The sequence below is a fragment of the Pseudomonas sp. RIT409 genome, assembly GCF_003052515.2.
Taxonomy (GTDB): Bacteria; Pseudomonadota; Gammaproteobacteria; order Pseudomonadales; family Pseudomonadaceae; genus Aquipseudomonas.
The window spans coordinates 216,578-242,826 of record NZ_QARE02000003.1 but is presented as its reverse complement, the minus strand read 5'-3'; the positions used below and the strand labels follow the sequence as shown (position 1 = coordinate 242,826).

Here is a 26,249-nt window from a genome sequence, read left to right as displayed (position 1 = left end):
AATGAGTCAACCCAGCTCAGCACACCCGTTCATGGCCAACGCGCTGCCGGATATCAAGCAGGAGATGCTTGATTTTCTAGGCGTCGACCATATCGAAGCGCTTTTCGAACAAATCCCCGATGCTCATCGTTTGAAGGAAATGCCCGAACTTATGGGCGCCCTGCGGTCGGAAATGTCCCTTAGCCGGCACCTGCGCGAAACCCTCGGCCGCAATCGACACTGCGGCAACACCCTGAGCTTTTTGGGCGGCGGTTGCTGGCAGCATCATGTGCCGGCGATTTGCAGTGAGATCGCGGGCCGCAGTGAATTTCTGACTTCAGTATGGGGCACCCCCTCTTCGGACCAGGGGCGTTGTCAGGCCTGGTTCGAATTCAGCAGTCAGTTGGGCGAGCTGGTGGGGTGCGAATACGTAGGCCTGCCGGTGTACAGCTGGGGCTGCGCGGCCGGGCATGCGTTGCGCATGGCCTCGCGTCTGAATCAGCGCAACACGGTGTTGCTGCCTCAGGTTATCGATCCCGAGCGGCTGGCGGTGATTCGCAACTATTGCGAGCCCGACATGGCCAACGAACTGACGATGGAATTCGTCGCCGCCGATCCCGTCACCGGCGCCATGGACCTGCAAGACCTCGAACGCAAACTGGGCAGCCACGTGTCCGCGGTGTACCTGGAAACCCCTGACTATTTCGGATTGATCGATGGCGGTGCGACGCGTATCGGTGAATTGGCCCACGCGGCTGGCGCAGAGTTCGTGGTGGGTGTAGACCCGTTATCGCTGGGCATCCTGGCGCCGCCGCCCGCGTACGGTGCGGACATCGTTGTCGGCACCATCCAAACCCTGGGCATTCCCATGTATGGCGGAGGTGGCCTTGGCGGCTTCATCGCCACTCGTGACGAGGAGCGTTACGCCCGCGAATACCCCACGCTGTTGATCAGCGCGACCACCACAGTGCGCCCGGGGGAGATCGGTTTTGGCCTTTCGCTCGCAGAACAGTCCTCCTATGGCCTGCGGGAAAATGGCAAAGACTGGACCGGTAACTCCGTTTACTTGTGGGCCATCGCCAACGCGGTCTACATGTCGTTGATGGGGCCTCAGGGGTTCGTCGATGTCGGCGAATTGATCTTCGCTCAGGCACACCTCGCGGCCCGTCGGTTGAGCGAATTGCCGGGCGTCTCCGTCCGGCATGGAGACAACTTCTTCAAAGAGTTCGTGGTCGATTTCAGCGCCAGCGGCCTGAGCGTGGGGGCCATCAATCAGGGTTTGCTGGCCAGAGGCATTTTTGGCGGGCATGACTTGAGCCAGGAATTTCCGGGACTCGGACAATGCGCGTTGTATTGCGTGACTGAATTACATCAGGACGACGATATCGAGCGTCTGGTCAAAGCCCTTCATGAGGTACTCACACATGACTGAATCGGTGACTTTGCGGCGTTATCAAGGGGCGGTTTGGGATGAGCCGGTGGTGATGACGCTCTCTCGACCAGGGCGCCGTGGCGTGGTGTTTCCCGCCGCGCGGGTGCCGGGGGAGCTGAGTGCGATTCCAACGGCCATGCGCCGCACCGTGGCACCGGAGTTGCCGGAGATGTCCGAGCCGGATGTGTTGCGTCATTACTTGCATCTGTCGCAGCAAACGCTGGGCATGATGGGGATCTCACTGTTCGGTACGTGCACCATGAAATACAACGCACGGGTCAACGAAGCGATCACTGCCCGCGATGAGGTCGCCCAGTTGCACCCCCGTCAACCGGATACGACGTTGCAGGGCTCGCTGCAGATCATGCACGACCTGGATCTGAACCTGAGGGCGTTGTCGGGCATGGACCGCTTTGTATTCCAGGCGGCCGGTGGAGCGGATGCTGCCTTTCTTCATGTCTGCGTGACCCGGGCCTACCACGCGGCACGCGGCGAGCTCGACACGCGGGACGAGATCATCACCTCGATCCAGTCTCACCCTTGCAACCCTGCAACGGCGGCGACGGCGGGGTTCAAGATCATCACATTGCCGCTGGAAGCCAACGGTTATCCGTCCCTCGAGGCCCTGAAGGCGGCCGTGTCGCCGCGCACCGCCGCGCTGATGATCAACAACCCTGACGACATGGGTATCTACAACCCGGACATTGCCGAGTGGGTGAAAGTGGTGAAAGCGGCGGGGGGCTTGTGCTTCTACGACCACGCCAACTTCAACGGGGTGATGAGCAAGATTCGGGCGCGGGATCTGGGATTCGACGCCTGCATGTTCATGTTGCACAAGACCTTCGGTGCGCCCAAGGGCGGCGGCGGGCCTGCGGTTGGCGCCTACGGATGCAGCGAGGCGCTGATTCCCTATCTGCCTGGCCCGTTGCTGACGCAAGAGGATGGGGCGTTTCGCTTGCAGCCGGGCAGCGACAGCGGCATCGGTCGGGTTCGCGAGTTTCTCGGCAATTTGCCGCAGATGATCAAAGCCTATGCCTGGGTGCGCGCCATGGGGGCCGACGGGATTGCCGAGGCCTCTGATCTGTCAGTGCTGGCCAACAACTACATGGGACGCAAGCTGGCTCAGATTCGCGGGGTGACATGCTCCCATCCGCATCTCACGACGTGGCGCCTGGAAATGACACGGTACAGCCTCGAAGTGCTGGAGCGGGAAACCGGCGTCAGCGCGTATGACGTGCAGAATCGCATGGTCGACTACGGCGTCGATGCGTTCTGGCTCGCCCATGAACCCTGGATCATTCCGCAGCCCTTCACCCCGGAAGCCGGAGAGATGTGGTCGAAGGAAGACATCGATTACTGGATTGCGGTATTGGCCAAGGTTTGTCAGGAAGCCTATGACGATCCGCAGCTTGTGCGAACGGCACCGCACAACCACGTGATCGGACGGCTGAATACCGGGCCGCTTGAAGATCCGGCGCAGTGGGCCACGACTTGGCGTGCGTACACCCGCAAGCACCTCAAACCACAGTAAAGCGAAACCGCCGACGCACGGTGCGTCGGCGGTCCTAGAGGGGATCAGCCTTTCCAGTGACCTTCCGCGTGTAACTGAGTGAACACGTTGTCCACGGCGCGGCGTGCACGGGCCACCATCTCGGCGATTTCATCCTCACTGATAACGAACGGCGGGGAGAAGGAGATCGAATCACCCTGCGGCAGCGCTCGGGTGATCAAGCCCTCTTGAAGAGCCGCCTTGGCAATGCGCGGCGCGACTTTCAGCGCTGGGTCAAAGGGAGTCGCTGGATCGCGTGCGGCCACGAATTCCACTGCACCCATCAAGCCGACGCCGCGAATCTCGCCCACGGCGGGATGGTCGGCAAAGGTTTCGCGTAGCAAACGGTGCATGACGTCGCCCCGCGCGCCGGCCTGAGCCACCAGATTTTCATCTTCGATGATCTGCAGATTGGTCAACGCGACGGCGGCTGCCAGCGGGTGAGCGCTGTAGGTGTAGCCATGAGCGAATGCGCCATACCGCTCGCCCCCTTGAAGCAGGCCTTGCCAGATCTTCTCGGACACGATGCACGCCGACAACGGTACGTAGGCGGAGGTGATGCCTTTCGCGACGGTCATCAAGTCTGGGCGCATGCCCATTTTTTCGCTGCCGAATTGGGTGCCCAGCCGACCAAAACCGCAGATGACTTCATCGGCAATGAGCAGCACGTCATATTTATCGAGGACGGCCTGGATGGCCGCGTAGTAACCGGCAGGCGGCACGATCACGCCGCCTGCGCCCATCACCGGCTCCATGATCATGGCGGCGACGGTATCGGGCCCTTCGGCGAGGATGAGGTTTTCCAGATCAGCGGCCAGCCGCGCGACGAATGCAGCGTCGCTTTGTCCGGGCTCGGCCTGCCACAGACGGTGCGGCGCGGTGGTGTGGCGAACGAATGGAAGCGGCAGGTCGAAGCCGGCGTGCATGCCCGGCAGCCCTGTCAGCCCGGCTGCGACCACTGTCACGCCGTGGTAGCCCCGCTGACGCGCGATGATTTTCTTTTTCTGCGGCAGCCCGCGGGCGTTGTTGTAATACCAGACCAGTTTGACCTGAGTGTCGTTGGCATCGGAGCCCGAATTGCCGAAGAACACTTTTGACATCGGCACCGGGGCCATCTTGATCAGCTTTTCCGCCAGCAGGATCGGGGTGTCAGTGGCCATCGAGGAGAACGAGTGGTAGTAGGGCAGGCGCAGGGCCTGAGCGTGCAGCGTGTCCGCAATCTCCCTGCGGCCATAGCCCACATTCACACACCACAGGCCTGCCATGGAATCGATGTAACGGCGTCCGGTGGTGTCCTCCAGCCAAACCCCCTCACCCTTGGTCATCACCAGCGGACCGTTGCGCTCGTGCTCGGCCAGTGCCGTGAAAGGGTGCAATGCATAGCGTCGGTCCAAGTCGTGCAGATCGGTCAATGGCGTCAGTGAATCCATGGTGGCTCCTGAATCGTGCGTGTTTCCAGTTGATAATTTGTGCGCAGTGCGTTGATATGGGCGAAGCGCGAACATCAATGTAGCACCATCAATCCGCATCGAGGAAACAAAACATGCTGAATCTGAAAGACCCTTCATTGCTCAAGCAGGCGATCTTCGTTAACGGCGAATGGTCTGTACCCGAGGGTTGCAGCTGGATCGACGTGGTCAATCCCAGTACCGGCGAGCCGGTAGGAAGGGTGCCCAAGGCTGGCCGCAAAGAAACTGTCGAGGCCGTGGAGGGCGCAGAGAAGGCTTACAAATTGTGGGCCGCGCGTTCGGCTGGCGATCGGGCGAAAGTGGTCAAGCGCTGGTACGACCTGATCGTGGAAAATGCTGATGATCTGGCGCTGATCCTCACCGCCGAGCAGGGCAAGCCGCTGGCCGAAGCGAAAGGCGAGATCCTTTACGGCGCAGCATTTTTTGAATGGTTTGCCGAGGAAGCCAAGCGCGTTTACGGCGAAGTGCTGCCCGCCGCTCAACCCGGCCAGCGCCTGCTGGTGCTGCGTCAGCCTATCGGCGTTTGCGCGGCGATCACCCCGTGGAATTTCCCGATGGCAATGATTCCCCGCAAGGCAGGCCCAGCTATTGCCGCTGGCTGCAGCATGGTGCTGAAGCCGGCCAGTGCCACGCCTTTTTCAGCGCTGGCATTGGCCGAACTCGGCCAGCGCGCCGGGTTGCCTGCCGGGGTATTCAGCGTGGTCACGGGGGCGGCCGGGGAGGTGGGTGATGAACTTTCCACTCATCCGCTGGTGCGTAAAGTGACCTTTACGGGGTCCACGGAAGTCGGGCGTTCACTGATGGCCAAAGCGGCAGGAACGATCAAGAAAGTAGCGTTGGAACTGGGTGGCAACGCGCCGCTGATCATATTCGATGATGCGGACATCGACGTCGCTGTGGAGGGCGCCATGGCCTCTAAATTTCGCAACATGGGCCAGACGTGCGTTTGCGCGAACCGCATTTACGTGCAAAGCGCCATTCATGATCGTTTCGTCGAGCGTTTCGCTGCGGCTGTCGCTGCCCTCAAGGTCGGGGATGGTCAGACACCGGGCGTTCAACAGGGGCCGTTGATCGATGAAGCCGCGGTGCTCAAAGTTCAGGAGCACATTGATGACGCGCTGGCCCTGGGTGCGCGCGTCGTCACCGGTGGCCGTCGGCACGCCCTCGGACAGACGTTTTACGAGCCGACCGTGCTGGCTGATGTGACCGCTGACATGCGCATCGCCGTGGAAGAAACCTTCGGCCCGGTGGCGCCCGTGTTCCGCTTTGAAACGGAGGCCGAAGTCGTCGCCGCCGCCAACGATACCGAGTTTGGCTTGGCCGCGTACTTCTTTACCCGAGACAACGCGCGGGTATGGCGAGTGAGTGAGGCGTTGGAAGTTGGGATCGTCGGCGTGAACACCGGTGCAACGTCATATGAAGGTGCGCCATTCGGCGGCGTGAAGTCTTCGGGCATTGGCCGCGAAGGCTCCCATCACGCCATCGAAGAATTCACCGAGCTAAAATACGTATGCGTCGCCCAGGTGAACTGATATATTCCGCCCAAACATCTGTGCGCTCGTCGCACAGAATTTTCTAACCATGGTGTCAAAAAATGCTCGATTCAGAATCTTCCATCGACGACCTTGAAAACCGTGATCGCGATTATGTGGGTTCTTTCGCGCGCGGCCTCGAAGTCATCAAGACCTTCACCCGTCACACGCCGAGGCGAACGCTGAGCGAGGTGGCAGAGGCCAGTGGCATGAGTCGGGCAACCGCTCGGCGTTTCCTTCTCACGCTAGTGCGTGAGGGGTACGCCGAGAGCGATGGCAAATACTTCAGCCTCAAACCCAAGATTCTCGAAATCGGCTTTTCCGCGCTGTCCTCAATGAACATCTGGGACGTTGCACAGCCCATCATGAGCGCCCTGTCCGATCGTCTCCAGGAGTCCTGCTTCGCAGCAGTGCTCGATGGTGACTCGGTGATTTATGTGGCGCGTGCCAACTCCACGCGCGTCGTCAACATCAGCATCTCAATCGGCAGCCGTTCGCCCGCTCATAGCGTGTCCACAGGGCGGGTGTTGCTCGCCGCGCTGCCTGAATCAGAGTTGCAGGAATACCTCGATAAGGCCACGTTGACCAAGTTCACTCAGCACACCGTGACCTCCAAGGTGAAGCTGCGAGAATTGATCAATGAAACCCGGCTCAGAGGTTGGTCGATCGTCGATCAGGAACTGGAAATAAGCCTGCGCTCGATTTCGGTGCCTGTCCGCGATCGGGACGGGCGCGTGGTCGCAGCCCTTAACGTCCCTTGCCCGACGGACCGCGTGACCCTCCAAGACATGAGCACACGAATCCTGAGCGAACTGCTCGAAGCGTCGAAGAACATTACCCAAGCCCTTCAAGGCTGACGCTTCAAATATTAAAGACGCGCCTCAATCAGCGAATTAGGCGCGTTTTTTTTCGCCCGCGTTTTCCCGAAGCGAAGAGAGAAAGCGCGAAAAACCGCGCACAATAGTTTGCAATGCGCACAATTGTGCGATACCTTAGGCTCCACATCGAAAACAACGAAAATAGCAAACGATGGGGTTTCACTGATGCACGCAGCACTTCACGCACGTCCCACGCAGCGCATTTGGCCTGCGGTCCCTTTTGCCCTTTGGGCACTGTCTCGACGCCAGCCAGTTCGCTCGGCGCGTCACCTCACTTTCATTTCAAGGATCGCTCAAGCGATCTGACGACGTTAGCCCGCGCATTGGCTTGATCAATGCAGCGGACTTTGCATGGAGTCTTGAATGTTTGACCTGAAAGGTAAGACGTTGCTTGTCACGGGTGCTTCCAAAGGGATTGGTGCCGCGATTGCCACCGCCTTGGGCGAAGCGGGCGCGCGAGTCATCGCCCATTACGGTGCAGACCGCGAGGGTGCCGAACAGGCGCTGGCCGGCGTGGTAGACGCAGACAAGCTTTTTTTGCAGGCCGATCTTCATGATCTGGCTGCTGTGGAGCAGCTCTGGGATCAAGCCCAAGCCTGGCAAGGCCGTATCGACGGATTCGTGAACAATGCCGCGATCATGCGCTGGAACGGCGGTTTTGCGAGTGATGACGAAACGTGGGACCGCGTTTGGGATGAAACCCTGGGCGTGAATGTGCTCGCACCTGCGCGCCTGATCCGGCGCGCGGTGAAGCATTTCCAGGCCAATGGCGGGGGCATCCTCATCACCATTTCCAGTTGGGCGGCGCAGCGTGGCGTAACCAACCCGGACACGATCGCCTATGCCGCTTCCAAAGCTGCTGTGCGCTCGATGACCCAAACAGTGGCTCGGGCCTACGCCAAAGAGGGGATTCTCGCCTACATCGTGGCTCCCGGCGTTGTGCGCACACAGATGTCCGAGTCGTTTGCCCTGACGCAAGGGGGCGAGGAGGGCGTCACGGCGCAGTTGGCCATGGGCGAATGGGTACCACCGGGCGATATCGCCGCGCTGGTTGCCTTCCTGGCCAGCGGGCGATCCAGGCACCTCAGTGGCGCCACGTTGGATGTAAACGGTGCAAGTTACGTGCGTTAAACGAGCTGGCGTAAATGTGTGCGCTATGACGTAATTTGTTCGTATAGCGCATAAATTGATTGACATACTTGCGGCGACGTCAGACATTGAGATGCCAGCATGTGCTGGTGTCGCTTGTCATACCAATCAGGAGTTTCACATGCTGAAATTGAAAGCTGTCATTCTCTCGCTGGCTGTTGTGGCGGCAGCGACCGCCGGCGCCGTGCAGGCGCGCAGTCTGGATGCGATCATCCAGAGCGGCACCCTGAGGGTCGGGGTCAACCCGAATTTTCCGCCGATGAGTTCGTACAACGACCAGAACGAAATGGTCGGTTTCGACATCGACACGGCCAATGAAATTGCCCGCAATCTCAACGTCAAAGTCGAATTCGTCCCCACCGAGAGTGCGCAGCGTGTGCCGTTCCTGCAGTCGGACCGGATCGATATTTCCCTCGGCGCGCTGACGCGTAACTCCGAGCGCGCCAAGCTGATCGATTTCACCGTGCCGCTGCACACCGAATCCATGGCAGTGCTGACCACCGACAAACTCAAGGCCGATAACTGGAAGCAGCTCGACAGCCCTGACGTGAAACTGGTCAACATGCGCGGCAATTGGTCCGTCGATTACCTGAAGAAAGAGCTGCCCAAGGCCAACGTTTTGTTGGTCGAGACCATCGCAGACACCGTGCGCGCAGTAGCCCAGGGCCGTGGCGACGCCATCGTCGAGAACATCGACTTCTTCATGAGCTTCACCAAGAACTACCCAGACGTGAAATGGCGCGTGCTGAAAGACCCAATTTCCGTCGGGTATGACTGCATTGGCGTGGCGAAAAACAGCACCGGCCTCAAGGATTACCTGAACGTGGTGCTGTACGAAATGCACAGCAGTGGCTTCATCAATGCCACCTGGCAGAAAGCATACGGCGCACCGATGCTCTCGCCAGTGCCCGTCACCCCGTACTTCTAACCCTCGCAGCGCCCCCGTGCACCCGAAAGGCTGCACCGGGGACGGCAAAAAAGACGGATTAGCCTTGTGGACTACACCTTTCAATTCTCGAACGTGATCCAGAACCTGCCCTACCTATTGAAGGGCGCACTGTTCACCCTGGAAATCGCCTTCGTATCGTTCTGGCTCGGCTCGGCCATCGGCCTGGCCGGTGCCATGGCAAAAATGCATGGGGGACGCCTGCTGCGCGGCCTGGTCAGCATGTACATCACGCTGTTCACCAATACCCCGGCGCTGGTGCAGATTTTCTTCCTGTTCTATGCCTTGCCCGATGTCGGCATCGTGCTGGAACCGATGACCGCCGTATTGATCGGCCTGACGCTCAATTCGGGTGCCTACCTGACGGACATTCTGCGCTCTGGCGTCGAGTCGGTGCGCAAAGCGGAAATCGAAACCGCCGTCACCCTGGGGATGTCCGGATTGCAGACCGTGCGCTACGTCATCCTGCCGCACATCGCCAAGACCATCTATGCGCCACTGTGCAACTTCTTCGTCTGGCTGGTGCTGGGCAGTTCCATCGGCGCGATCTTCGGGGTCGAGGAATTGACCGGTCGAGCGATCAACATCTCGACCGCCAACCTGCGCACCATTGAAACCTTCTCGGTCGTGGCGGCGATCTATGTGGCATTGACCTTCGTGGCGTCGATCGCTCTGGGGCTGGTTGGCCGTCACCTGTTCCGCGCAAAAATCAAGGTGTTCTGATGCTCGATCTGATCATTTCCCAAGCCCCACGCTTCTTCACCTGGTACACCCTGGTCTTCGTCCTTGAAGCCATGGGGCGCACGTTGATGATGACCGTGATCGGCTGCACCGTGGGCGCCCTTTGCGGCTTCGTTATCACCGTGATCCGCAGCACCACCAGTCAGTGGCTGATGCTGTTGCGACTGGCCGTGACGGTGTATGTCGAAGTGTTCCGGCGCATCCCGTTTCTGGTCATCCTGTTCATCGTCATGTACGCCTCCCAAGGCCTGGGCTCGAACATTTCGCTGTCGACCATCGCCACGGCCTCCATCTGCCTGGTGGCCACCGCGTTCCTTTCGGAGATCATCCGGGCGGGGCTCGAGTCGGTGCCTCGGCAGCAGCTTGAGGCGGCCCAAGTGATGAATTTCGGTTTCAGCCGCACGCTGTTCATGGTGCTGCTGCCGCAGTCGTGGAAGGTCATTCTGCCGCCAGCCTTCGCCTTCATGGTGATGTTCATCAAGGACACCTCGCTGGCGTCGCAGATGGGTGTCGTCGAGCTGACGTTCACCGGCAAGGTGCTGATGAACCGTGGCTTCTCGCCCTTCCTGGTGTACGGGGTCGTCCTCGCTGCGTATTTCGCTCTGTCTTATCCGCTCAGTAAATTTGGCGCTTATCTGGAGAAACGTCTTGGCTCACCTCAACGTCGTAAATCTGTCGAGCGCGTACGCGCACATTCCGGTCCTGCAAAACGTGAGCTTGTCGGTTGATCGCGGCGAAGTCATCAGCCTGATCGGGCCGTCCGGCTCCGGTAAAAGCACGTTGCTGCGCGTACTGATGGGCTTGCTGCCGCCCACGGCCGGGCAAGTGCTGATCGACGAAGAGCCGCTGGACTATGTTTCGAAAAGCAGCCTGCGCGCCGCCCGCGACAAAATGGCCATTGTCTTCCAGCAATACAACCTGTTCCAGAACATGGACGTGCTGCGCAACGTGACCGTCGCACCGACCAAGATCAAGAAGCGCCCTCGCGCCGAAGTCGAGGTGGAGGCCAAGGCCTTGCTGAACAAGGTGGGCCTTGGGGAGAAATACCATGCGTATCCGGACGAGTTGTCCGGCGGCCAACAACAGCGTGTCGCGATTGCGCGGGCGCTGGCCTTGCGTCCGCAGATCCTGTTGCTGGACGAAGTCACGGCGGCTCTGGATCCGGAGCTGGTCAACGAAGTGCTCGACACGGTGCGCGGGCTGGCGAAGGAGGGCATCACCATGTTGCTGGTCTCTCACGAGATGTCGTTCGTGCGTGAGGTCTCCACGCGCATCGTGATGATGGATAAGGGGCAGGTGGTGGAAATCGGGACGCCGCAGCAGATTTTCGAGGCGCCGGTCGAAGCGCGCACCCGGGAGTTCGTGGGCAAGATCCTGCGGCATTGAGATGTTGATCGAAGGCAGAGAAGAAGCGGCATGACAAACATTGCAGTCACCTTCGAAGGCACGGAATACACCGCACGGGCAGGGGAGTCGCTGGCCGCTGCGTTGATTGCGGGGGGCGTGAAGCATTTCCGTGAGACGCGCAACGGCGCCTGCCGCGGGATCTTCTGTGGCATGGGCGTGTGTCAGGAATGTCTGGTGGAGATCGACGGGCGCCCGAACCAGCGTGCCTGCATGACTAAAGTCGTGGCGCCGATCAGCGTTCGACGGAGTGTCGGCGAGGCTGCCTTGCCACTGGACGTCGCGCAGGCCGTTTCGATCGAACCCATGGAGGTACGCGCCCCCGATGTGCTGGTCATTGGTGCCGGGCCGGGTGGCTTGTCAGCCGCACTGAGCGCGCGACAGGCGGGTGCAACGGTGGTGGTGCTGGACGAGCGCAGCTTGGCCGGCGGCCAGTATTACAAGCAACTGAGCGTCAGTGGCCCTGGCATCCAGCCCCCGGACCGACAGCATCGGCAGGGCGCTGAGTTGATTGCTCGCGTGCGGGAGGCGGGCGTGGAAATGATCGGCGACGCGCTGGTCTGGGGTGCATTCGAGCCCGGCGAGTACGGGGTGGCCATCAACGGCCACACTCAGCGCTGGAAACCGCGGACGACCATCATCGCCACAGGTGCTTACGAGCGTGCCTGGCACGTACCGGGCTGGACGCTACCGGGAGTGATGACCACCGGCGCTGCGCAAACACTTTGGCGCACTGCGCGACGTTTGCCAGGGCGCCGCGTGCTCATCGCCGGGAACGGCCCGCTCAATCTGCAATTGGCGGCCGAGCTGCGTGCAGGGGGAGCAACGGTGGTGGCGGTGGTGGAAGCTGCTAAGGCACCCGGGGTGTCGTCACTGTCCAGTCTGCTACGCATGACGACGTCAGTGCCGGGCTTGGTGCTGGACGGTCTGCGTTATCGTTGGGCGTTGGCACGCAGCGCCGGTCGGATGATCCATCGGGCGAGGGTGGCGGGCATCGAGGCCCACGGCGAAACGTTGCAGGTGAGCGTGTGTGATGGAGACGGCAATGCATTCCCGGAACGTTTCGAGGTCGATTGCGTATGCCTCGGCTATGGGTTCGAACCGGCCAATGAATTGCTGCGCGCCTTGGGCTGCAGCCACGATTACGACGCGGCACGTCGGCAATTGGTGACCCGGCGCAACGCACAAGGCGAAACGGACATCGCCGGGGTGTTTGCCTTGGGTGATTGCACAGGGATCGGCGGAGCCAAGGCCGCCTTGGCGGAAGGGCACTTGGTGGGCTTGAACGCGGCCAGCCAATGCGGCTATCAGCCTTGTGACGAATTGCGTGAAAGTGCTGAAGCCGCAGACGCCGAGCTCAAGCGCCAGCGGGCGTTTCAGAAGGCGTTATGGACGCTGTACCAGGCAGACGCTCGGCCCCCTGTCATCGACGCGACGGCTGATGCGCAGCGCCTGATTTGTCGGTGCGAGGAAGTCAGTTTCGCGACGCTGAAGCAGGCGTTGGACGACGGGATCAGCACCGTCGGTGCGATCAAGCGCCACACGCGAATCGGCATGGGGCGCTGCCAGGGCCGTTATTGCGCGGCATCGCTGGACGAGCAGGTCTGCGCCCTGACAGGGGCACAACGCTCGGAGCTGTCTGGGTTCGCCCCTCGACTGCCGGTCAAGCCTGTGACGATCGCGGAGCTCGCTGGCGCATTGGAAAAGACTGAAATCACTTAAACGCGAACGCGTGTTCGCCTGAGTGACATCGCTTTGCAGGTGTCGGGATTCGGCCGCTTCGAATAAGACGATTCGGGCCGAATTGGACCTGGAAAGCGTCATTCGTGACACAAAAATAGTGGATGCATACCGCGTCCGCGCACAATCGTACGACAGTTGGAGTCAAGCATGAGTAAGGAATTTCGCGGCAGCTACGGCGTTACTGTGACGCCCTTCACCCCCGATGGCAGCCAGATCGATTACAAAGCGCTGGCCGCGTTCATCGAATGGCAAATCGAGTCGGGCTCGCCAGGCATCATCATTCTCGGCACCACCGGCGAGTTCCTGACCATCTCCGATGACGAGCGGACGCAGTACATCGAAACCACGGTCAAGCTGGTCAACGGCCGCATCGACGTGCTGGTCGGCACGATGAACGCCTACACCCCCAATGCCGTGCGCTACACCCGCGAGGCCGAGGCGTTGGGCGCCGATGGTTTCATGATTGCGCCGCCGTATTACTACACCCCGACCGAAGACGAAATCTTCAATTACTACCGGGCGGTGTCGGAGGCCACTTCGCTGCCGATCATGCTCTACAACAACCCGGTGACCACCAACGTCGACATGTCCGCCGCGCTGGTGGCCCGCATGACCAAAGCCTTTGACAACGTGCGGTATATCAAAGAGGCCAGTATGGATGTCGGTCGTATCTACGACATCGTCGAGGGCACGCAAGGCGTGATGAATGTGTTCGCAGGCGAGCGCCCTGTGGAGAGTTTCCTGCTGGGTGCCGTGGGCTACGTCAACCCTTACGCCAACTACATTCCCCGTGCTTCGACCCGGATGTGGGAGGCGCTGGTGGAAGGCAAGCTGCAGGAAGCGAGCAAAATCCAGGCGATGATCAGCAGCTTCGATCACATCATTGCCGAAGGCCATCCGACCTATGGCCACCAGTGCTATTCCAAGGCGCTGGCTGCGTCGCAAGGCTACCCGGTGGGGGACGTGCGCGCGCCGCTGACGCAGTTCGCCGACTTGGGTCAGGAAGGGATCGACCGCCGCGCGCGGATTGTCAGCATCCTTGACGACCTCAACAGCTACGTTGCCACTCAAGCGAAATAAGACGAGGAACCGGCATGAACCGACCCCCGTTGTTTACGCCGTTCGACTGCCGAGGTGTGAGCTTTCGCAATCGTCTGATCGTGTCGCCGATGTGCCAATACCAGGCCGAAGAAGGGCAGGTGAATGACTGGCATTACGCCCATCACGCCCGGTTTGCACTGGGCGGGATCGGCGGCGCGATGCTTGAGGCCACGGCGGTGCTGCGCGATGGACGCATCAGCCCCGGCTGTCTGGGCCTCTGGCGCGATGACCAGATTCCCGGCATGCGGCGGCTCGCTGAGCTGTACCACCAGCACGGCATACCCGTAGGCGTGCAACTCGGTCATGCCGGGCGCAAGGCCAGCTCGGCGGTGCCCTGGCTCGGCAGCGGCCCCTTGACCGCCGATGACCCGACACCGGCCTGGCCTACGCTGGCCCCTTCAGCGCTGGCACACACCTCGGGCTGGCCGACACCCGAAGCGGCGAGTCCCGAGGACATCGAGCAGGTGGTTGCGGCGTTCGCCGAGGCCGCACGCCGCGCCGTGCAAGCGGGGCTGGACTTCGTTGAGATCCACGGCGCCCATGGCTACCTGATCCACGAGTTCTTTTCACCGCTGGCCAACCGACGAAACGATGCTTACGGCGGCGATTTCGCCGGCCGCGCGCGGCTGGCCCTGGAGGTCGTGCGCGCCGTGCGCGAGGCGATACCTGCCCATACACCGGTGTGGTATCGCGCTTCCTGCGTCGACGACGGCGAGGGCGGCATCACCCTCGACGATACGGTGCGTCTCGCGCAGTCGTTGGCTGAGCAGGGGGTCGACCTGGTGGACTGTTCGGCCGGTGGGATTCTGGGGCCGGTGGCACGTTCCGCGACACTGGCGACCCCAGGGCATCAGGTGCCTTATGCAGCGCGAATCCGCGCAGAAGCCCAGGTCCCGACCATGGCTGTCGGACTCATTACCGAGGCGCAGCAGGCCAATGACGTCATCGCCAGTGGTGCTGCGGATCTGGTGGCGTTGGGGCGCGCATTGCTGGATGATCCGAGCTTTGCCTATCACGCCGCCTTGGCGCTGGAAGTGACGGATGCCCATGAATTGCTGCCGCAGTCCCACGGTTTTTTTCTCGCGCGTCGTCAGGCGCGTGCACAGGGGAAGACCGCATGAGTGACGATCCGGGGACTTTTCCATGGCCGATGTGATTGTCATCGGTGGAGGGCTGGCGGGGTGCGCCACGGCTTATTACCTGGCCAAGGACGGCGTGGACGTCCTGGTGCTCGAACGCAGCGAGCTGAACACCCAGGCATCCGGTTCGAATGCGGGCAGTCTGCATGCCCAGATCCCCCACGATCCCTTTGTGAACAAGGGGGCTGCGTGGGCTGAGCGTTTCGCGCCGAGCATCGCGTTGATGGCCCGCTCTATCGACCTGTGGCACGCGTTGCCGGACGAGTTGGGGGTCGATCTTGAGGTGTCGACCAAGGGCGGTTTGCTGGTCGGCACGACCGATCAGCAACTGCGCGAAATCGAATCCAAGGCGCGCCTGGAGCGCAGTCAGGGGCTGGAGGTCAATGTGCTCGATCAGCGCGGCGTGCGCGAATTGGCGCCTTACCTGTCGGACCGGGTACTCGGCGGGGCATTTTGTCCGATCGAGGGCAAGGCCAGTCCATTGAAAGCGACCCTGGCCTACGCTGAGGCCGCAAAGCGTCTTGGCGCGACATTCCGTCGTCATTGCGAAGTGGTCGGGGTCGAACGTGGTCAACACAACTACCGCATCAGCCTGGCAAATGAGGTGCTGATCGCCAGGCGCGTCGTGAATGCCGCGGGCGCTGACGCCGGACGCATCGCCGCCATGCTCGGCATCCATACCGACGTGCAGGGCTTCGCCATTCAGGTGGCCGTCACTGAACAGACCGGGCCGTTGATCCCGCACCTGGTGTACTCGGCCGGGGAAAAACTGACCCTCAAACAGAACGCCATAGGCTCAGTGCTGATTGGCGGCGGGTGGCCGGCGCGCTGGCACGGGCGCGGACATCCGGTCACCGACCCGGATTCTCTCGCACAAAACATGGCCCTGGCGCTGCAAACCGTACCGGCCCTTGGCCCCCTGCGAGTCATCCGGACCTGGGCCGCGGTGGTGAACGGCACTGACGACTGGCGCCCGATCCTGGGTGAGGTGCCAGGCTCGCCGGGCTTCTTCATGAATTTCTTTCCGTGGATGGGGTTCACTGCCGGACCGATCATTGCCCGCATCATCGCCAGTCTGGTGCAGGACAAACCCGTGCCGCTGGACATCGATTACCGGCCGTTTCTGTGCCAATGACAAACGACGCCTCGGAGGTCTCCATGCGCGACAAAGTGGTTCTGATTACCGGCGGCGCTGGCGGCTTGGGACTGGCGTTCGTCGAACGTTTCCGTCAAGCGGGCGCACGCGTGTATTGCGTTGACCTGCCAAGAGACGGCATAAACGAGTCCCCAGACTTCATCGGCTGCGACGTCACCCAGGTGGGAGATCTGCAGCGGGCCGTGCAACGGATCGTGACGCAAAGCGGCCGACTCGACATTTGCATCGCCAACGCAGGCTGGGTGCCCCCATGGCGCAGTACGTCCGAGCTTCAAATAGACGAGTGGGAGAGGGCGCAAGCGATCAATGTGCGCGGCGTCGCCTTTACCCTGTCGGCGAGTGCGGCAGCATTGAAAGCCAGTCAAGGTGTGGCGTTAGTGATGTCCTCGGTCAATGGTCGATTTGCCCATGGCCAGCAGATGGCCTACAGCGCCTCCAAACACGCGGTACTCGGCATCATGCGCGCCGCCGCACGAGACCTTGGCCCCCATGGCGTGCGGGTCAATGCCATCGCCCCGGGCCCCGTCGCCACATCAGCGTTGCGCGCCCGAGTGTCGGCCCGCAGTGGCTATAGCGCAGAGGCAGAAGAAAACGCGTTGCAGTCGATGGCCGAAGGCAATGCCTTGCGACGTCTCGTCAAGGTGGAGGAGGTCGCTGATGCTGCGTTTTTCCTGTGCTCGTCGGCCTCAAGTGGCATCACGGGCACAGTCCTGCCAGTCGATGCCGGGATTGAGTGCATTTGAGCTGAGTTCGGAATTCATCTTCTGCACAAACTGCTCCTGCTCCCGGGCGAGGCGAGGGGCAGCATGCTGGGTACGGGAGGCTAAACAGTTCAAGCGCATCGTCGACAACACATAGGTGGTCAGAGGTGCTTTGCAGATGAAGCAGGCAGAAACGTTCCTGCATGCAAGCTGCGCTCGATGTCTTCCAAGGTGCGTCCCCCGGTCTCCGGTACCAAGAAATAGATAAATACCCAAGCGAGCGCGTTTAGCCCCGCATACACCCACATCGCACCTCCGACGCCCAGCCATTGGGTCATCGTCAGCGCAGTACCTGTCAGGAGCAGATTCGATCCCCAAAGGACGGCAGCGTGCAGGCCAATTGCTTGGTCGCGAATGGCCGTCGGGTAGATCTCCGACCCGGTCAGCCAACCAATGACCTGAATGCCACCAGAGTTAAAAATCATGAAGACGATCAGGCACCCGACAATCCACCATGCCTGGCTATCACCAGCGAGGTTGTAGTGCAGCACTGCACCCAGCACCAGCAAGCTCAAAACCGCACCAGGAATCATGGCCAAACTTAGGGTTCTGCGGCCGGTGTGGTCGACCACCGTTTTGCCAATGAAGGTCATGATGAGGTAGGTGACAGCGACACCCAGGGCCGACCAGAGCGCAGCTGATGCACCAAAGCCTGCATTCTTGAGAAAGGTGGGGGTGTAATAGATCATCATCTCGATACCGCTTAACTGCGTAAACGCGGCAATCCCGAGCCCAGCGACAAGCGAAGGGCGCACCCAGCGCTCCTTGACCGCTGGCCAACCAACGGTGGGAAGCTTCTCGCGTTTCTCGACTACCTCCTGAATGTCAGCAATCTCCTCTCGTACCTCTCGGCGTGTTTCGCGTACCAACGACAGCGCCTGGGCGGCGTCCTGGCGACGGTCATTTTCTACCAGCCAGCGGGGACTGCCCGGCAGCTTGCTCATCCCAAGCAGCAATACAAGGGAGGGGACGATTGCGATACCCACCATCCATCGCCAATCAAAAAGATTCTGTCCGGCAACACCGACGATTGCAGCCAGCAGGATGCCGATTCCGATAGACACATTGAAGTAGGTGACGAGCCGCCCACGTTTGTCCGAGGGCGCGAGTTCAGCGATGTAGGTCGGAACGATTTGCGTGGATCCGCCTACAGCGAATCCCAGCACCAGTCGAGCGACTGCCAGGCACCAGGCGTTGGGTGAAAGCGCTGCACCTACCACGCCAATACAGTAGATGGCGGCGACAATCACGATGGTCGTCCGTCGGCCACGACTGGCGGAAAGGCGGGTAGAGCAGATTGCTCCAATCACAGCGCCCAGCAGAATGGCGGCGGTCACCCATTCCTGAGCGCGGTAGTCGAGTTGAAACTCGTTGGCGATCTGGGGCAGTGCACCCGAGATGATCCCAGTGTCGTAGCCATAAAGGCCGCCGGCGATCGCTGCGACAGTGGCCACAACGGCCATGTAAGTTTGGGGTTTGAGTTGAGTACCCGAAGAGACTTCAGCTGTGTTCATGCGAGATCCTTCCAGTCGTCCATCAAAAGTGCGAAACGCTCCTGATGTAATTGAGCCGTGATGGTGCCGTTGCGGTGTTGACCTAGGCATTGCTGAATCGGTTCATTAGATTCTTGGTGAAATGTCGCAATCGCTGAGGTTTGGGCCAAGCATGCGTGACCAGGGGTTACGCTTACGTCAACGCAGACGGCGGAACTATGGATCACGACTACAACCGAGGGCTGGCGATACTGGCCAGTCCGCAAGACGTTTTGAATGGAGGTGACTGAAAACGGAGTTAGTGAAACGACGAGAGGCATGAGGATGGGGCTGCGAATAACTGATTTCCGGAGAAACGGGGTTTTGTGTAAAACCGACCAGGACACCGAACAACAGTTCAAAAAACAACAACCTTAGCAAGTCGTTGATAATGTAAGGGCAACCACTGGAATTGGCCGCATGCAGCGGGGGGAATTTTGAATCTTTGGCAACATGTGATGCGCGCTAGGCAATGAACGCTAGGAAATTTCTTTCCAAAGAGTGAAAATGGTAAATCGAACTAAAGCATATGAAACTCATTTGATATTCTATTCTGACATTACCGCAACAAATCCACGTGCGGGAGTCTTGAAAAAAGTTCTATTGATAGTCAGTTCGCAGTGTGATCGTTCATCCTGATAGTTATATTCAATTGGCGCTAAGATTGAGCGAGCCTATGCTCCAAATAGGCCATTCCACACGGCGCATAGCGCCAGCTAAGAGACCAAAATGGACCTATCTTTCCTCACATCGGATCGGTGGGTTTATGGGCGTCTCAAAATCAAGAACTTCGTATTTTACAAATCGTGGACTCCATTTTGGAAACCTTTGGGAAGTCTATAGCTATAAAAAGAAGCAGCGGATTCAAATTATTAACGATTTTGAGTTGTGTTATTGGTTGCTTTTCCTAGAATTTGAACCTGCTATCAAGGGATTCGAAATACGGCCCCCTGGTAGGGTCGTCGCCCATCCAAAACCTCACAAATTATACCTGAATGCTGAGACATCGAGCTCCAATGGGCAGGGTTGGGATCTATTATTTAACAATAGTGACTACGGCGGAGACAGCAGATTTCGAGATGCTTCCATTGCTGCTCGAGAATATGGGGCTGATGTAAGAGTTGTGACTTTGGAGGATGTTGTCCCGCTAAAGTATAAAGTCTTTCCGCTTCTTAGAGTCGTGTCATGCCTTGCAATTGGTGATAACGATTACTCCACATTTTATCACTTGGGTTGTTTTAGGGCATATGCAAAGAAACGAGGCAGTGGTCACTTGGTCGATTTTTACACACATTTTTCTGATGTGGAAACATCTCTGATCCATAAGGCAGTAGCTGAGCTGTTTGCACTTGGAGAGTTAACCGTTGAACTGGCACCTGATTTCTTCTGTGAGCTGTCTGAGTGGGTGTATAAATGAATCTAAGAACGGAGCTTAGACTGCTCAATGTTGAGGAGCATCTCTACATAGAGCCGCACGCCTTAGAAGCTACAGATAGAAAAGTCTATATGCTACGGCTCGAAGCAGTTATGCAGGTGTACCAGGGCCAAACTTCGAAGGAGGTTTATCTATCCACCGGAATTCCCCCTAGTGACCAAAGTCGTATGATAAAACGATTCCTATCACTCGATGCGAATGGAATTTTATTCGGGGATCGTGCGTTGCTGCCCCAATTTAGGATAAAACCCTATGAGAGAACAAAAGAATTTGCCGATACTCATACCCAGCAACAAGGCGGACTGAGCGGGGTGCTAACAAAAACCCTGGAGAACTATCCTGAAGTAAAAATTAAATATGAGAAATTTGTGACAGAATTTCATAGGAAGTTCAAGGGTGTCCGATTCGATCGCAGGTTCATGGCTGCTAAATTCCGCTCTCTATTAGCTGAGGCTGGTGCTCCAAGTACTTCTTGGCCTTTTAATAAAGCCGGATTAGGCCTGCGTTCAATCGAAAAATACACAAATGAAATTATATGCTCCGAATTTTCAGTTGCCGCGAAAAGCTTGGGGTTAGAAGGCGCGACACATGCTACTTTAGGGACCGGTGTCGAGGGTTTGGTGTTAGCATCAATGCCGTACGATATAATCCAATTGGATGCTTATAAGATTGATAAAATGTGTGTGATAGAAACTGAGCCAGTCCCAGGGGTCTCCGTAAGTCGAGTTGTGAGTAGGTTCTGGTTGTTAGGTATAATTGATACTACAAGCCAAGGAGTACTAAACTCCCAGTTTGTTTTTAGTAGTGAGGTTAGCGCCAGAGACATAGAAAGGTTGATAACTGATGCATTTCTTGGGAACTGGGAACCCAAAAGTTATTTGTGTTATCCCCCTGGCAGCGGGATGTTAGCTTATGTGGTTCCTGAGGCGAAGTACGCAATTTTCACTTCAGTGTATTTCGATAATGCTATGGCGCACCATGCAGAAAAAATAAAAACGAAGCTCGCGAAATTATTAGGGTTTTCTAGTAATTATGGCCAACTTGGGCGTCCTGAAAGGCGCTCTATTATGGAAAATACATTCAAGCAAATCGCTCACCAATTTATGCATCGAATTCCGTCGACAACTGGAAGTAATCCAAGAAATGGCCGTGCAGAAAACCCTGAGCAAAGTGCTGAAAAATATAATGTATCAGTAAAGGGGGCCGAAGATGCACTAGACGTCTGGCTGGCGAATTACAATATCACCCCGAAACAAGGAGGAACTTTCTCTCTTAGTCCGGCTGAGTATTTGCGAGCGTTAATTGAAAATAAGAAACAGCGATTTATACTGCCGAAAGCATCAAGCAATGTGGTTGAACAAGCAAAGTTGCTGCATGATGTCGAGTATTGTATTGTTAGGGGGAGCGCTGAAGGGGGGATTGCGCCACATATTACTCTGGATAAGGCTAGGTATACGTCCCCATTTCTTGCGAACTCGTTAGGTTTGATTGGTACCAAACTGATGATCAAAGTCAATCCAAAGGACATGCGAACCGTAGAGGCATTTCTTCCTAGCGGGGAAGGAATTGGGACTTTGACCGTTTTGGGATACTGGCGAAATACGCCACATAGCCGAGCTACGCGAAAAGCCATTAATCAGGCGTTCTATGCACGAACATTTGAGGTCGTGCGCAAAGACGATATTGTACTATCGTATTTCAATTCTCTGGTTGATAAGAGCGGAAAAAAAGATCGGTTGGAGTTGTATAGATTGATGGATGAGTTGGACTGCAGCCGTGCACCGCAAACCGAGCCATTGTGGGAGGGTGTGAGTGATAATCTTGGCGCGAAGGCTGAGCTTCCAACTATTCAAGAGCTCAAGGAAATTGATAGCCATAAGCAGCTCACCGGAACTAACATCAATGATTATTCGCATACTCCCATAGAGGACTTTAATTTGAACTTTTTGGATTTAGCTACTCTTGATCCGAGCGTGCAGCAGCGGGGAGGGGGGATTATAGATGAAGATGAATGACTTGGATAGCCATCCGGTGTTCAGCAAGAGCTTCACTGTTCAGACCGACGCTATCGCTGAAGCTAGCAATGAAGCGCTGGATGCAATATTTATGCGCCAAACAGGTCTTATATTTTACGGAATGAGCAGGGTAGGGAAGACTCGATGCATTATTGCTATTAAACGAAAACTTAGCGGTTTCATGCCGAGAGCCTATATTACACAGATTGAAGTAATGAAAAAAGAGGGAAGTCATACGAATAATATCATCGAGCAGATTGCCACAGAAGAAGGGTTGCCTTTTGCTTCAAAAATGCTCGCTGTCTCGAAACTTACGGCTTTAATCGATACCATACTTTTCCGGTGCATTGAACGCTCATGTAACCATTGGGTGCTTTTGATCGATGAGTTTCAGAAGCTTAGGGTGTATGACATGTCTCTTCTCTCTGATATGTTCAACCGCCTGGAGCGTAAGGGTGTGACAATGACCGTGTTGTCCTTCGGTATGAACAGTGTTAAAAGACAACGTGACGACCTAAAAACAGTTCCTACAGGAAAAATAGACAGTGCTCAGTTGATAGCACGGTTTATGAGTAGGCTGATACTTTTCAAGGGTTGCACCAATGTGTCTGATCTAGAGACCATACTTCGAGCTTACGATCGTGATTCAGAGTATCCTACAGGTTCTCAGATCAGCTATACAGCCGGATTCTTGCCTGCTGCATTTGCTAACGGATTTCGACTTGAGAGCTACAGTCGTGATCTTTGGAAATCTTTGAATTCAGCGACTGCAGGCGGTTATAAAAACAATGTGCCTCTCGAGCACGTTTTTTTGTCATTGCGTTATCTTATAAGGTACTTGGTGACGCTGGATGCTGATAAAATAACGCTGCCACCGCATGTCTTTGATGAAGTGGTGAGAAAGTCAAATTTGCATGAGTTCTGTGCAGAAAATGGTTACACCCAATGAGTAAGATTTTAGCATTTTTCAGGAATGGAGCCTACCCATATGAATCCATCTTTGGACTGGTTATCAACATTGCACGCTTCAATAGAGTAGCACCTAATGCAGTGTACAAGCATTGCCAGCGCCAATCCTTGGGTATGGACTTGCGCAATTGCATGTACGCGTCAAATTTTTGTATGGCTTTTTTTCCTGCTTCGAGGAATCGCTCATCAAAGCGAAATTTTCCAGGAGAGTTTAAGCGTAGTGCGTTTGCTCTAGATTGTGAAATTAAATATTGCCCTGAATGTATTAAGCTTGGCTATCATTCGGTTTTCAATTGCCTGCCAGCAGTCAAATATTGCTTGTATCATTCATTGGAGCTTTGTCGACTCTGCACGACCTGCAAAAAAAATCTTATGCGAGAGTGGCTGTTTACAATACCTTGCGAAGAATGCGGATTCTGTCTAGCACCTCTCACAATTCAGGCACGAGTAAGGAATGACCCTCAAATACGAATCAGTTTATATAAGTTTGGGAAAAAATACCAAGTTTGGTATGATAATGTGGTCGCAAATGCAATAGGCGGTTCTACACTGCATCGTATGATTGACGGCTGCAGCGATTACGAGGCGGATCCGGTACTATATGCACTAGTTAGCTCTATAGGATGGCCCGTGCTCAAGCCAGTTGTTTCCAATGTTTTCGTTCGTTTTGTGTCTTGGGATATGTCCAACCTATCCTATCCCGAGCAAGCATGGATTGACACCTGCGATTCATGGGCAAAGATATTTCTTACAGGTCATGAATCCTGTCTTTTCGCATGTGAGACAACGCTTGGATACTGGACTGGTGTGGTATCGGAAGTTGAAGCATGTCTAATGAGTTTAGTATATTTTTTTGTACGTCTACGATTGGGTTTTTTGAGCTTTCGGTATCAGCCAATAGGGTGCGTTAATCAGATGGGGTTCGGTTATGTAACCTCTTTAGAAGCAATGCTTTTTGGGCTTGTTAAGATCCCCCCTCGGCTGTTCAGAATCTACGCTGCAAAACTAATGTTTCACATTGCGCTATATCTTGACCAAGGCTATGCTGTCAAGCTTAGGATGTCTGCATTTGAAGGCATGTTTTATGGACTTGCTATGAGATCTATTACAGGTACTGGTCGATGCATTGATTTTGTTGGCTATACGCCCTACGCGCTCCGTCGATGCATGAAGTTGAATGTAATAAATAACGACCAGTCTCTTAGGCTGAAACGTGGCCAAGATGGGGTTTTCGAAATTTCGCGAAAAGAAGAAACACTGAAGTCTGTGGTAATCAATCTCTAGTGCTAGAGGCTAAAACCATGAATAAAGAAGAAGTTGACATTAAAATTCTGAGCCTGAGCAAGGATGATGTTAGAGCGGCTATCGAGGTGCTGCGGGAGTTCGGTATCACTCCGACGGTTGCGTTAATACACGCGTTTACGTTGGGACGTGTTCAGGGGCTTTCTGAAGCTATGTGCGAAAGCGACGTAAGTCCCTCGACAGTCGAGAATTGAGTCATGACTCGTTCGAAAGTCAGTCGCGGTGATGTTGCTACTGCCATTCGGCAACTGCGAGCTGCAGATATCTACCCTTCTATGCGTGCAGTGCGCGAATATATTGGGTTCGGCTCGCAAACTACAATCCATAAATTTATGTCAGAGCTTAATTCTTCTCCAAATTTAGAAGACTCAACTGAACGCATGAGTGGGTATAAAACTATACCCCACACAGATATTTTACTCGGTGGCATGGAGGCAAAACGTAATGCAGCAACCGCCGAGGTCCTCAACGAGATTGGAGCAGTTCTTGCGGCGTTTAGTGAAGTTTCAGAAAGCTCGCAAGCTCTGTTTGTGAAGGCTGCTACGCTATTGGAGGCGGCTCGAGAACAAATAAAGATTGATTTATTAAAAATAGATGATCTGCAGCACGAAAGGGATCGTCTGGCCAGTAGGTTGATTGCGCTAGAGGCCTACACTAATACTCCCTAATGGTACCGCGTTCTTCGGTGGAGAATGTGCTCGGTAGGTACGCTTAGGCTTGACCATCAGTTCACTTACTGCCATTTGCCCAGCACTTCTAACCGGAGACATACTTGCTGAAGACGAGGGCACGTGTTTTGTTTTTTACCTTGACCGTGACTAATACTGTGCCGATTTCCGCTGGCAGTAGGTGGGGTCATTCGCCGTTGTTGAGTGGTCACGCCAGGTGATCGAAGATGGATTGGAGGGCGGTTATTGGACTGTTGGCCAAGGCAAGACAGAAGCGCATTTGCAACCGACCTCGACATACTAGTAAATGAACGCGTGTGCAGCCGTTGGGCGCGTTTCGTGAGCCCATTCAATTTCAGTGGGGCGTTAATTTTTGTTCTTGATTCACTATCTTTGTTCATTACGTTCAATGTAGTACATCAGCAGTTATCAACAAATAAAGTCGGATAAACTTCATTTATCATACGTAATCAATAACGACTTACCATTGCGGTAAAGTAGTCATGGTCTGGACGCCTGGTTTAACAATGTTCGCGATCGGGCCATGCCGCGGAGGCGGCGGGAGTATTGAAAACACTGCCGTATGGTTAGGCATCGAGCTGATGATTCCTATCTTCAGGTCACTGCCACAATCTTTATCTCTCCACCGCGACGCACTTGATCTCCACGAGGAGTCCGGGCCGAGCAAGCTCACTCACTCCTATACATGTCCAAGCACACGTACCCCTAGGAAAAACCTCATCCTTCACGCGTCTAAACACTGGCATGTGGATATGCATATCAACGTGATAAGTCGTTATTTCCACGACATCTTCAAATTTACAGCCGCCGGCTTCCAGGACGAGCCGAAGATTGTTCCATGCTGCCAAAAACTGCTGCTCAGGATCCTCGATAACAGATAATTCTGGAGTCCTGCCCACTTGGCCTGCGCAGTAGAGAGTTCTTCCTACCTTCACACCCGGCGCATAACCAGCACGTTCGTAGAGCAGTCTCATGTCATCTGGAATAATGATTTGACGATTGGTCATATTGTAATGCCTTTAATATTAAAATATTTTAACTCTAAACTAGGTATGATCGCGGCGCTCAGTTGGAGCGTTCGCCATAATCAATCAGAATCCGGAATTGAGTAATGGGTTCTTGCCGAACCACGCTTGTGGTGCACCGTTATTCCTCGCGCTCCAGAAGATAAGGCTTTTTGAAAAGTAGAGCTGTAGAGCACGAGCCACCCAGAACTTAACTTACAATTACACCGTTGTACGCCAATCTCCAGATATGGCGCCGCTCTTTTCCAGATGTGTTTTCTAGAACCGGTGCCTCTTTGAGTGCAACACCGGTTTTCGAAACAG

Annotated in this window: 23 protein-coding genes; 20 read left to right on the top strand and 3 right to left on the bottom strand. The window is 56.2% G+C overall.

All coding sequences use genetic code 11. From position 1 onward, the window contains the following. Nucleotide 1: 1 nt before the first annotated feature. Both gcvPA and gcvPB read left to right on the top strand, forming a co-directional pair. Nucleotides 2-1,411 (top strand): aminomethyl-transferring glycine dehydrogenase subunit GcvPA, encoded by a 1,410-nt coding sequence (gene gcvPA / locus DBP26_RS05625; protein ID WP_108236565.1) that lies wholly within the window; start codon nt 2-4, stop codon nt 1,409-1,411. Further along, complete coding sequence (gcvPB, locus tag DBP26_RS05620; RefSeq protein ID WP_108236566.1) at nt 1,404-2,942, top strand: aminomethyl-transferring glycine dehydrogenase subunit GcvPB; 1,539 nt, start codon at nt 1,404-1,406, stop codon at nt 2,940-2,942. Before gcvPA ends, gcvPB begins: the two co-directional genes overlap by 8 nt. Nucleotides 2,943-2,986: 44 nt before the next feature. On the opposite strand, the gene DBP26_RS05615 is transcribed toward gcvPB, so the two are convergent. Next, the gene (locus DBP26_RS05615) at nt 2,987-4,390 is read right to left on the bottom strand and encodes an aminotransferase (protein WP_108236567.1); all 1,404 of its coding nucleotides are present in this window, start codon (nt 4,388-4,390) and stop codon (nt 2,987-2,989) included. Between the two features lie 116 nt (nt 4,391-4,506). On the opposite strand from DBP26_RS05615, the gene DBP26_RS05610 reads away from it, so the two are divergent. The 12 genes from DBP26_RS05610 (at nt 4,507) to DBP26_RS05555 (ending at nt 16,961) form a co-directional block, all read left to right on the top strand. Next, nucleotides 4,507-5,961 (top strand): NAD-dependent succinate-semialdehyde dehydrogenase, encoded by a 1,455-nt coding sequence (locus DBP26_RS05610; protein ID WP_305888006.1) that lies wholly within the window; start codon nt 4,507-4,509, stop codon nt 5,959-5,961. Between the two features lie 62 nt (nt 5,962-6,023). Further along, a complete protein-coding gene (locus DBP26_RS05605) occupies nt 6,024-6,818 on the top strand; it encodes an IclR family transcriptional regulator C-terminal domain-containing protein (protein ID WP_108236569.1) in 795 nt (264 codons plus the stop codon). A 384-nt stretch (nt 6,819-7,202) separates the two neighbouring features. Next, the gene (locus DBP26_RS05600; protein ID WP_108236570.1) at nt 7,203-7,970 is read left to right on the top strand and encodes an SDR family oxidoreductase; all 768 of its coding nucleotides are present in this window, start codon (nt 7,203-7,205) and stop codon (nt 7,968-7,970) included. A 139-nt stretch (nt 7,971-8,109) separates the two neighbouring features. After that, nucleotides 8,110-8,916: a transporter substrate-binding domain-containing protein gene (locus DBP26_RS05595; protein ID WP_158541397.1), complete on the top strand. Its 807-nt coding sequence runs from the start codon at nt 8,110-8,112 to the stop codon at nt 8,914-8,916. Between the two features lie 66 nt (nt 8,917-8,982). Further along, a complete protein-coding gene (locus DBP26_RS05590) occupies nt 8,983-9,657 on the top strand; it encodes an amino acid ABC transporter permease (RefSeq protein ID WP_108236572.1) in 675 nt (224 codons plus the stop codon). Then, nucleotides 9,657-10,403 carry an amino acid ABC transporter permease gene (locus DBP26_RS05585; protein WP_108236573.1) on the top strand — a complete coding sequence of 249 codons (747 nt, stop codon included), beginning with the start codon at nt 9,657-9,659 and terminating at the stop codon, nt 10,401-10,403. Before DBP26_RS05590 ends, DBP26_RS05585 begins: the two co-directional genes overlap by 1 nt. Continuing rightward, the gene (locus DBP26_RS05580; RefSeq protein ID WP_256600640.1) at nt 10,387-11,061 is read left to right on the top strand and encodes an amino acid ABC transporter ATP-binding protein; all 675 of its coding nucleotides are present in this window, start codon (nt 10,387-10,389) and stop codon (nt 11,059-11,061) included. Before DBP26_RS05585 ends, DBP26_RS05580 begins: the two co-directional genes overlap by 17 nt. Before the next feature lie 30 nt (nt 11,062-11,091). Beyond that, nucleotides 11,092-12,801 carry an FAD-dependent oxidoreductase gene (locus DBP26_RS05575; RefSeq protein ID WP_108236575.1) on the top strand — a complete coding sequence of 570 codons (1,710 nt, stop codon included), beginning with the start codon at nt 11,092-11,094 and terminating at the stop codon, nt 12,799-12,801. A 168-nt stretch (nt 12,802-12,969) separates the two neighbouring features. Next, the gene (locus DBP26_RS05570; protein WP_108236576.1) at nt 12,970-13,902 is read left to right on the top strand and encodes a dihydrodipicolinate synthase family protein; all 933 of its coding nucleotides are present in this window, start codon (nt 12,970-12,972) and stop codon (nt 13,900-13,902) included. A gap of 14 nt (nt 13,903-13,916) precedes the next feature. Beyond that, complete coding sequence (locus tag DBP26_RS05565; protein ID WP_108236577.1) at nt 13,917-15,044, top strand: NADH:flavin oxidoreductase/NADH oxidase; 1,128 nt, start codon at nt 13,917-13,919, stop codon at nt 15,042-15,044. Nucleotides 15,045-15,066: 22 nt separating this feature from the next. Further along, nucleotides 15,067-16,197 carry an FAD-dependent oxidoreductase gene (locus DBP26_RS05560; protein ID WP_108236578.1) on the top strand — a complete coding sequence of 377 codons (1,131 nt, stop codon included), beginning with the start codon at nt 15,067-15,069 and terminating at the stop codon, nt 16,195-16,197. Between the two features lie 23 nt (nt 16,198-16,220). Beyond that, nucleotides 16,221-16,961 (top strand): SDR family oxidoreductase, encoded by a 741-nt coding sequence (locus tag DBP26_RS05555; RefSeq protein WP_158541398.1) that lies wholly within the window; start codon nt 16,221-16,223, stop codon nt 16,959-16,961. A gap of 119 nt (nt 16,962-17,080) precedes the next feature. Here the strand turns inward: DBP26_RS05555 and DBP26_RS05550 are convergent, their stop codons facing one another. Next, nucleotides 17,081-18,493: a sugar porter family MFS transporter gene (locus DBP26_RS05550; RefSeq protein WP_108236580.1), complete on the bottom strand. Its 1,413-nt coding sequence runs from the start codon at nt 18,491-18,493 to the stop codon at nt 17,081-17,083. 784 nt (nt 18,494-19,277) lie between these two features. Here DBP26_RS05550 and DBP26_RS26845 point away from each other — a divergent pair. From DBP26_RS26845 to DBP26_RS05525, 6 genes are read left to right on the top strand one after another with little or no spacing between them, the layout of a single operon-like run. Continuing rightward, on the top strand, nt 19,278-19,928 hold the full coding sequence (locus DBP26_RS26845) for a hypothetical protein (RefSeq protein ID WP_146749637.1): 651 nt from the start codon (nt 19,278-19,280) through the stop codon (nt 19,926-19,928). Then, complete coding sequence (locus DBP26_RS05545) at nt 19,925-21,961, top strand: hypothetical protein (protein ID WP_108236581.1); 2,037 nt, start codon at nt 19,925-19,927, stop codon at nt 21,959-21,961. Before DBP26_RS26845 ends, DBP26_RS05545 begins: the two co-directional genes overlap by 4 nt. Then, nucleotides 21,948-22,910, top strand: a complete 963-nt coding sequence (locus DBP26_RS05540; protein WP_108236582.1) for a hypothetical protein — start codon at nt 21,948-21,950, stop codon at nt 22,908-22,910. The genes DBP26_RS05545 and DBP26_RS05540 overlap by 14 nt, the downstream gene beginning before the upstream one ends. After that, nucleotides 22,907-24,214, top strand: coding sequence for a hypothetical protein (locus DBP26_RS26840; RefSeq protein ID WP_146749638.1), 1,308 nt, complete (start codon nt 22,907-22,909; stop codon nt 24,212-24,214). Before DBP26_RS05540 ends, DBP26_RS26840 begins: the two co-directional genes overlap by 4 nt. A gap of 17 nt (nt 24,215-24,231) precedes the next feature. Continuing rightward, nucleotides 24,232-24,426, top strand: a complete 195-nt coding sequence (locus DBP26_RS05530; protein WP_146749639.1) for a hypothetical protein — start codon at nt 24,232-24,234, stop codon at nt 24,424-24,426. 3 nt (nt 24,427-24,429) lie between these two features. Next, the gene (locus DBP26_RS05525; RefSeq protein ID WP_108236585.1) at nt 24,430-24,900 is read left to right on the top strand and encodes a DNA-binding protein; all 471 of its coding nucleotides are present in this window, start codon (nt 24,430-24,432) and stop codon (nt 24,898-24,900) included. A 635-nt stretch (nt 24,901-25,535) separates the two neighbouring features. On the opposite strand, the gene DBP26_RS05520 is transcribed toward DBP26_RS05525, so the two are convergent. After that, nucleotides 25,536-25,928, bottom strand: coding sequence for a RidA family protein (locus DBP26_RS05520; RefSeq protein WP_108236586.1), 393 nt, complete (start codon nt 25,926-25,928; stop codon nt 25,536-25,538). Nucleotides 25,929-26,249: the final 321 nt, after the last annotated feature.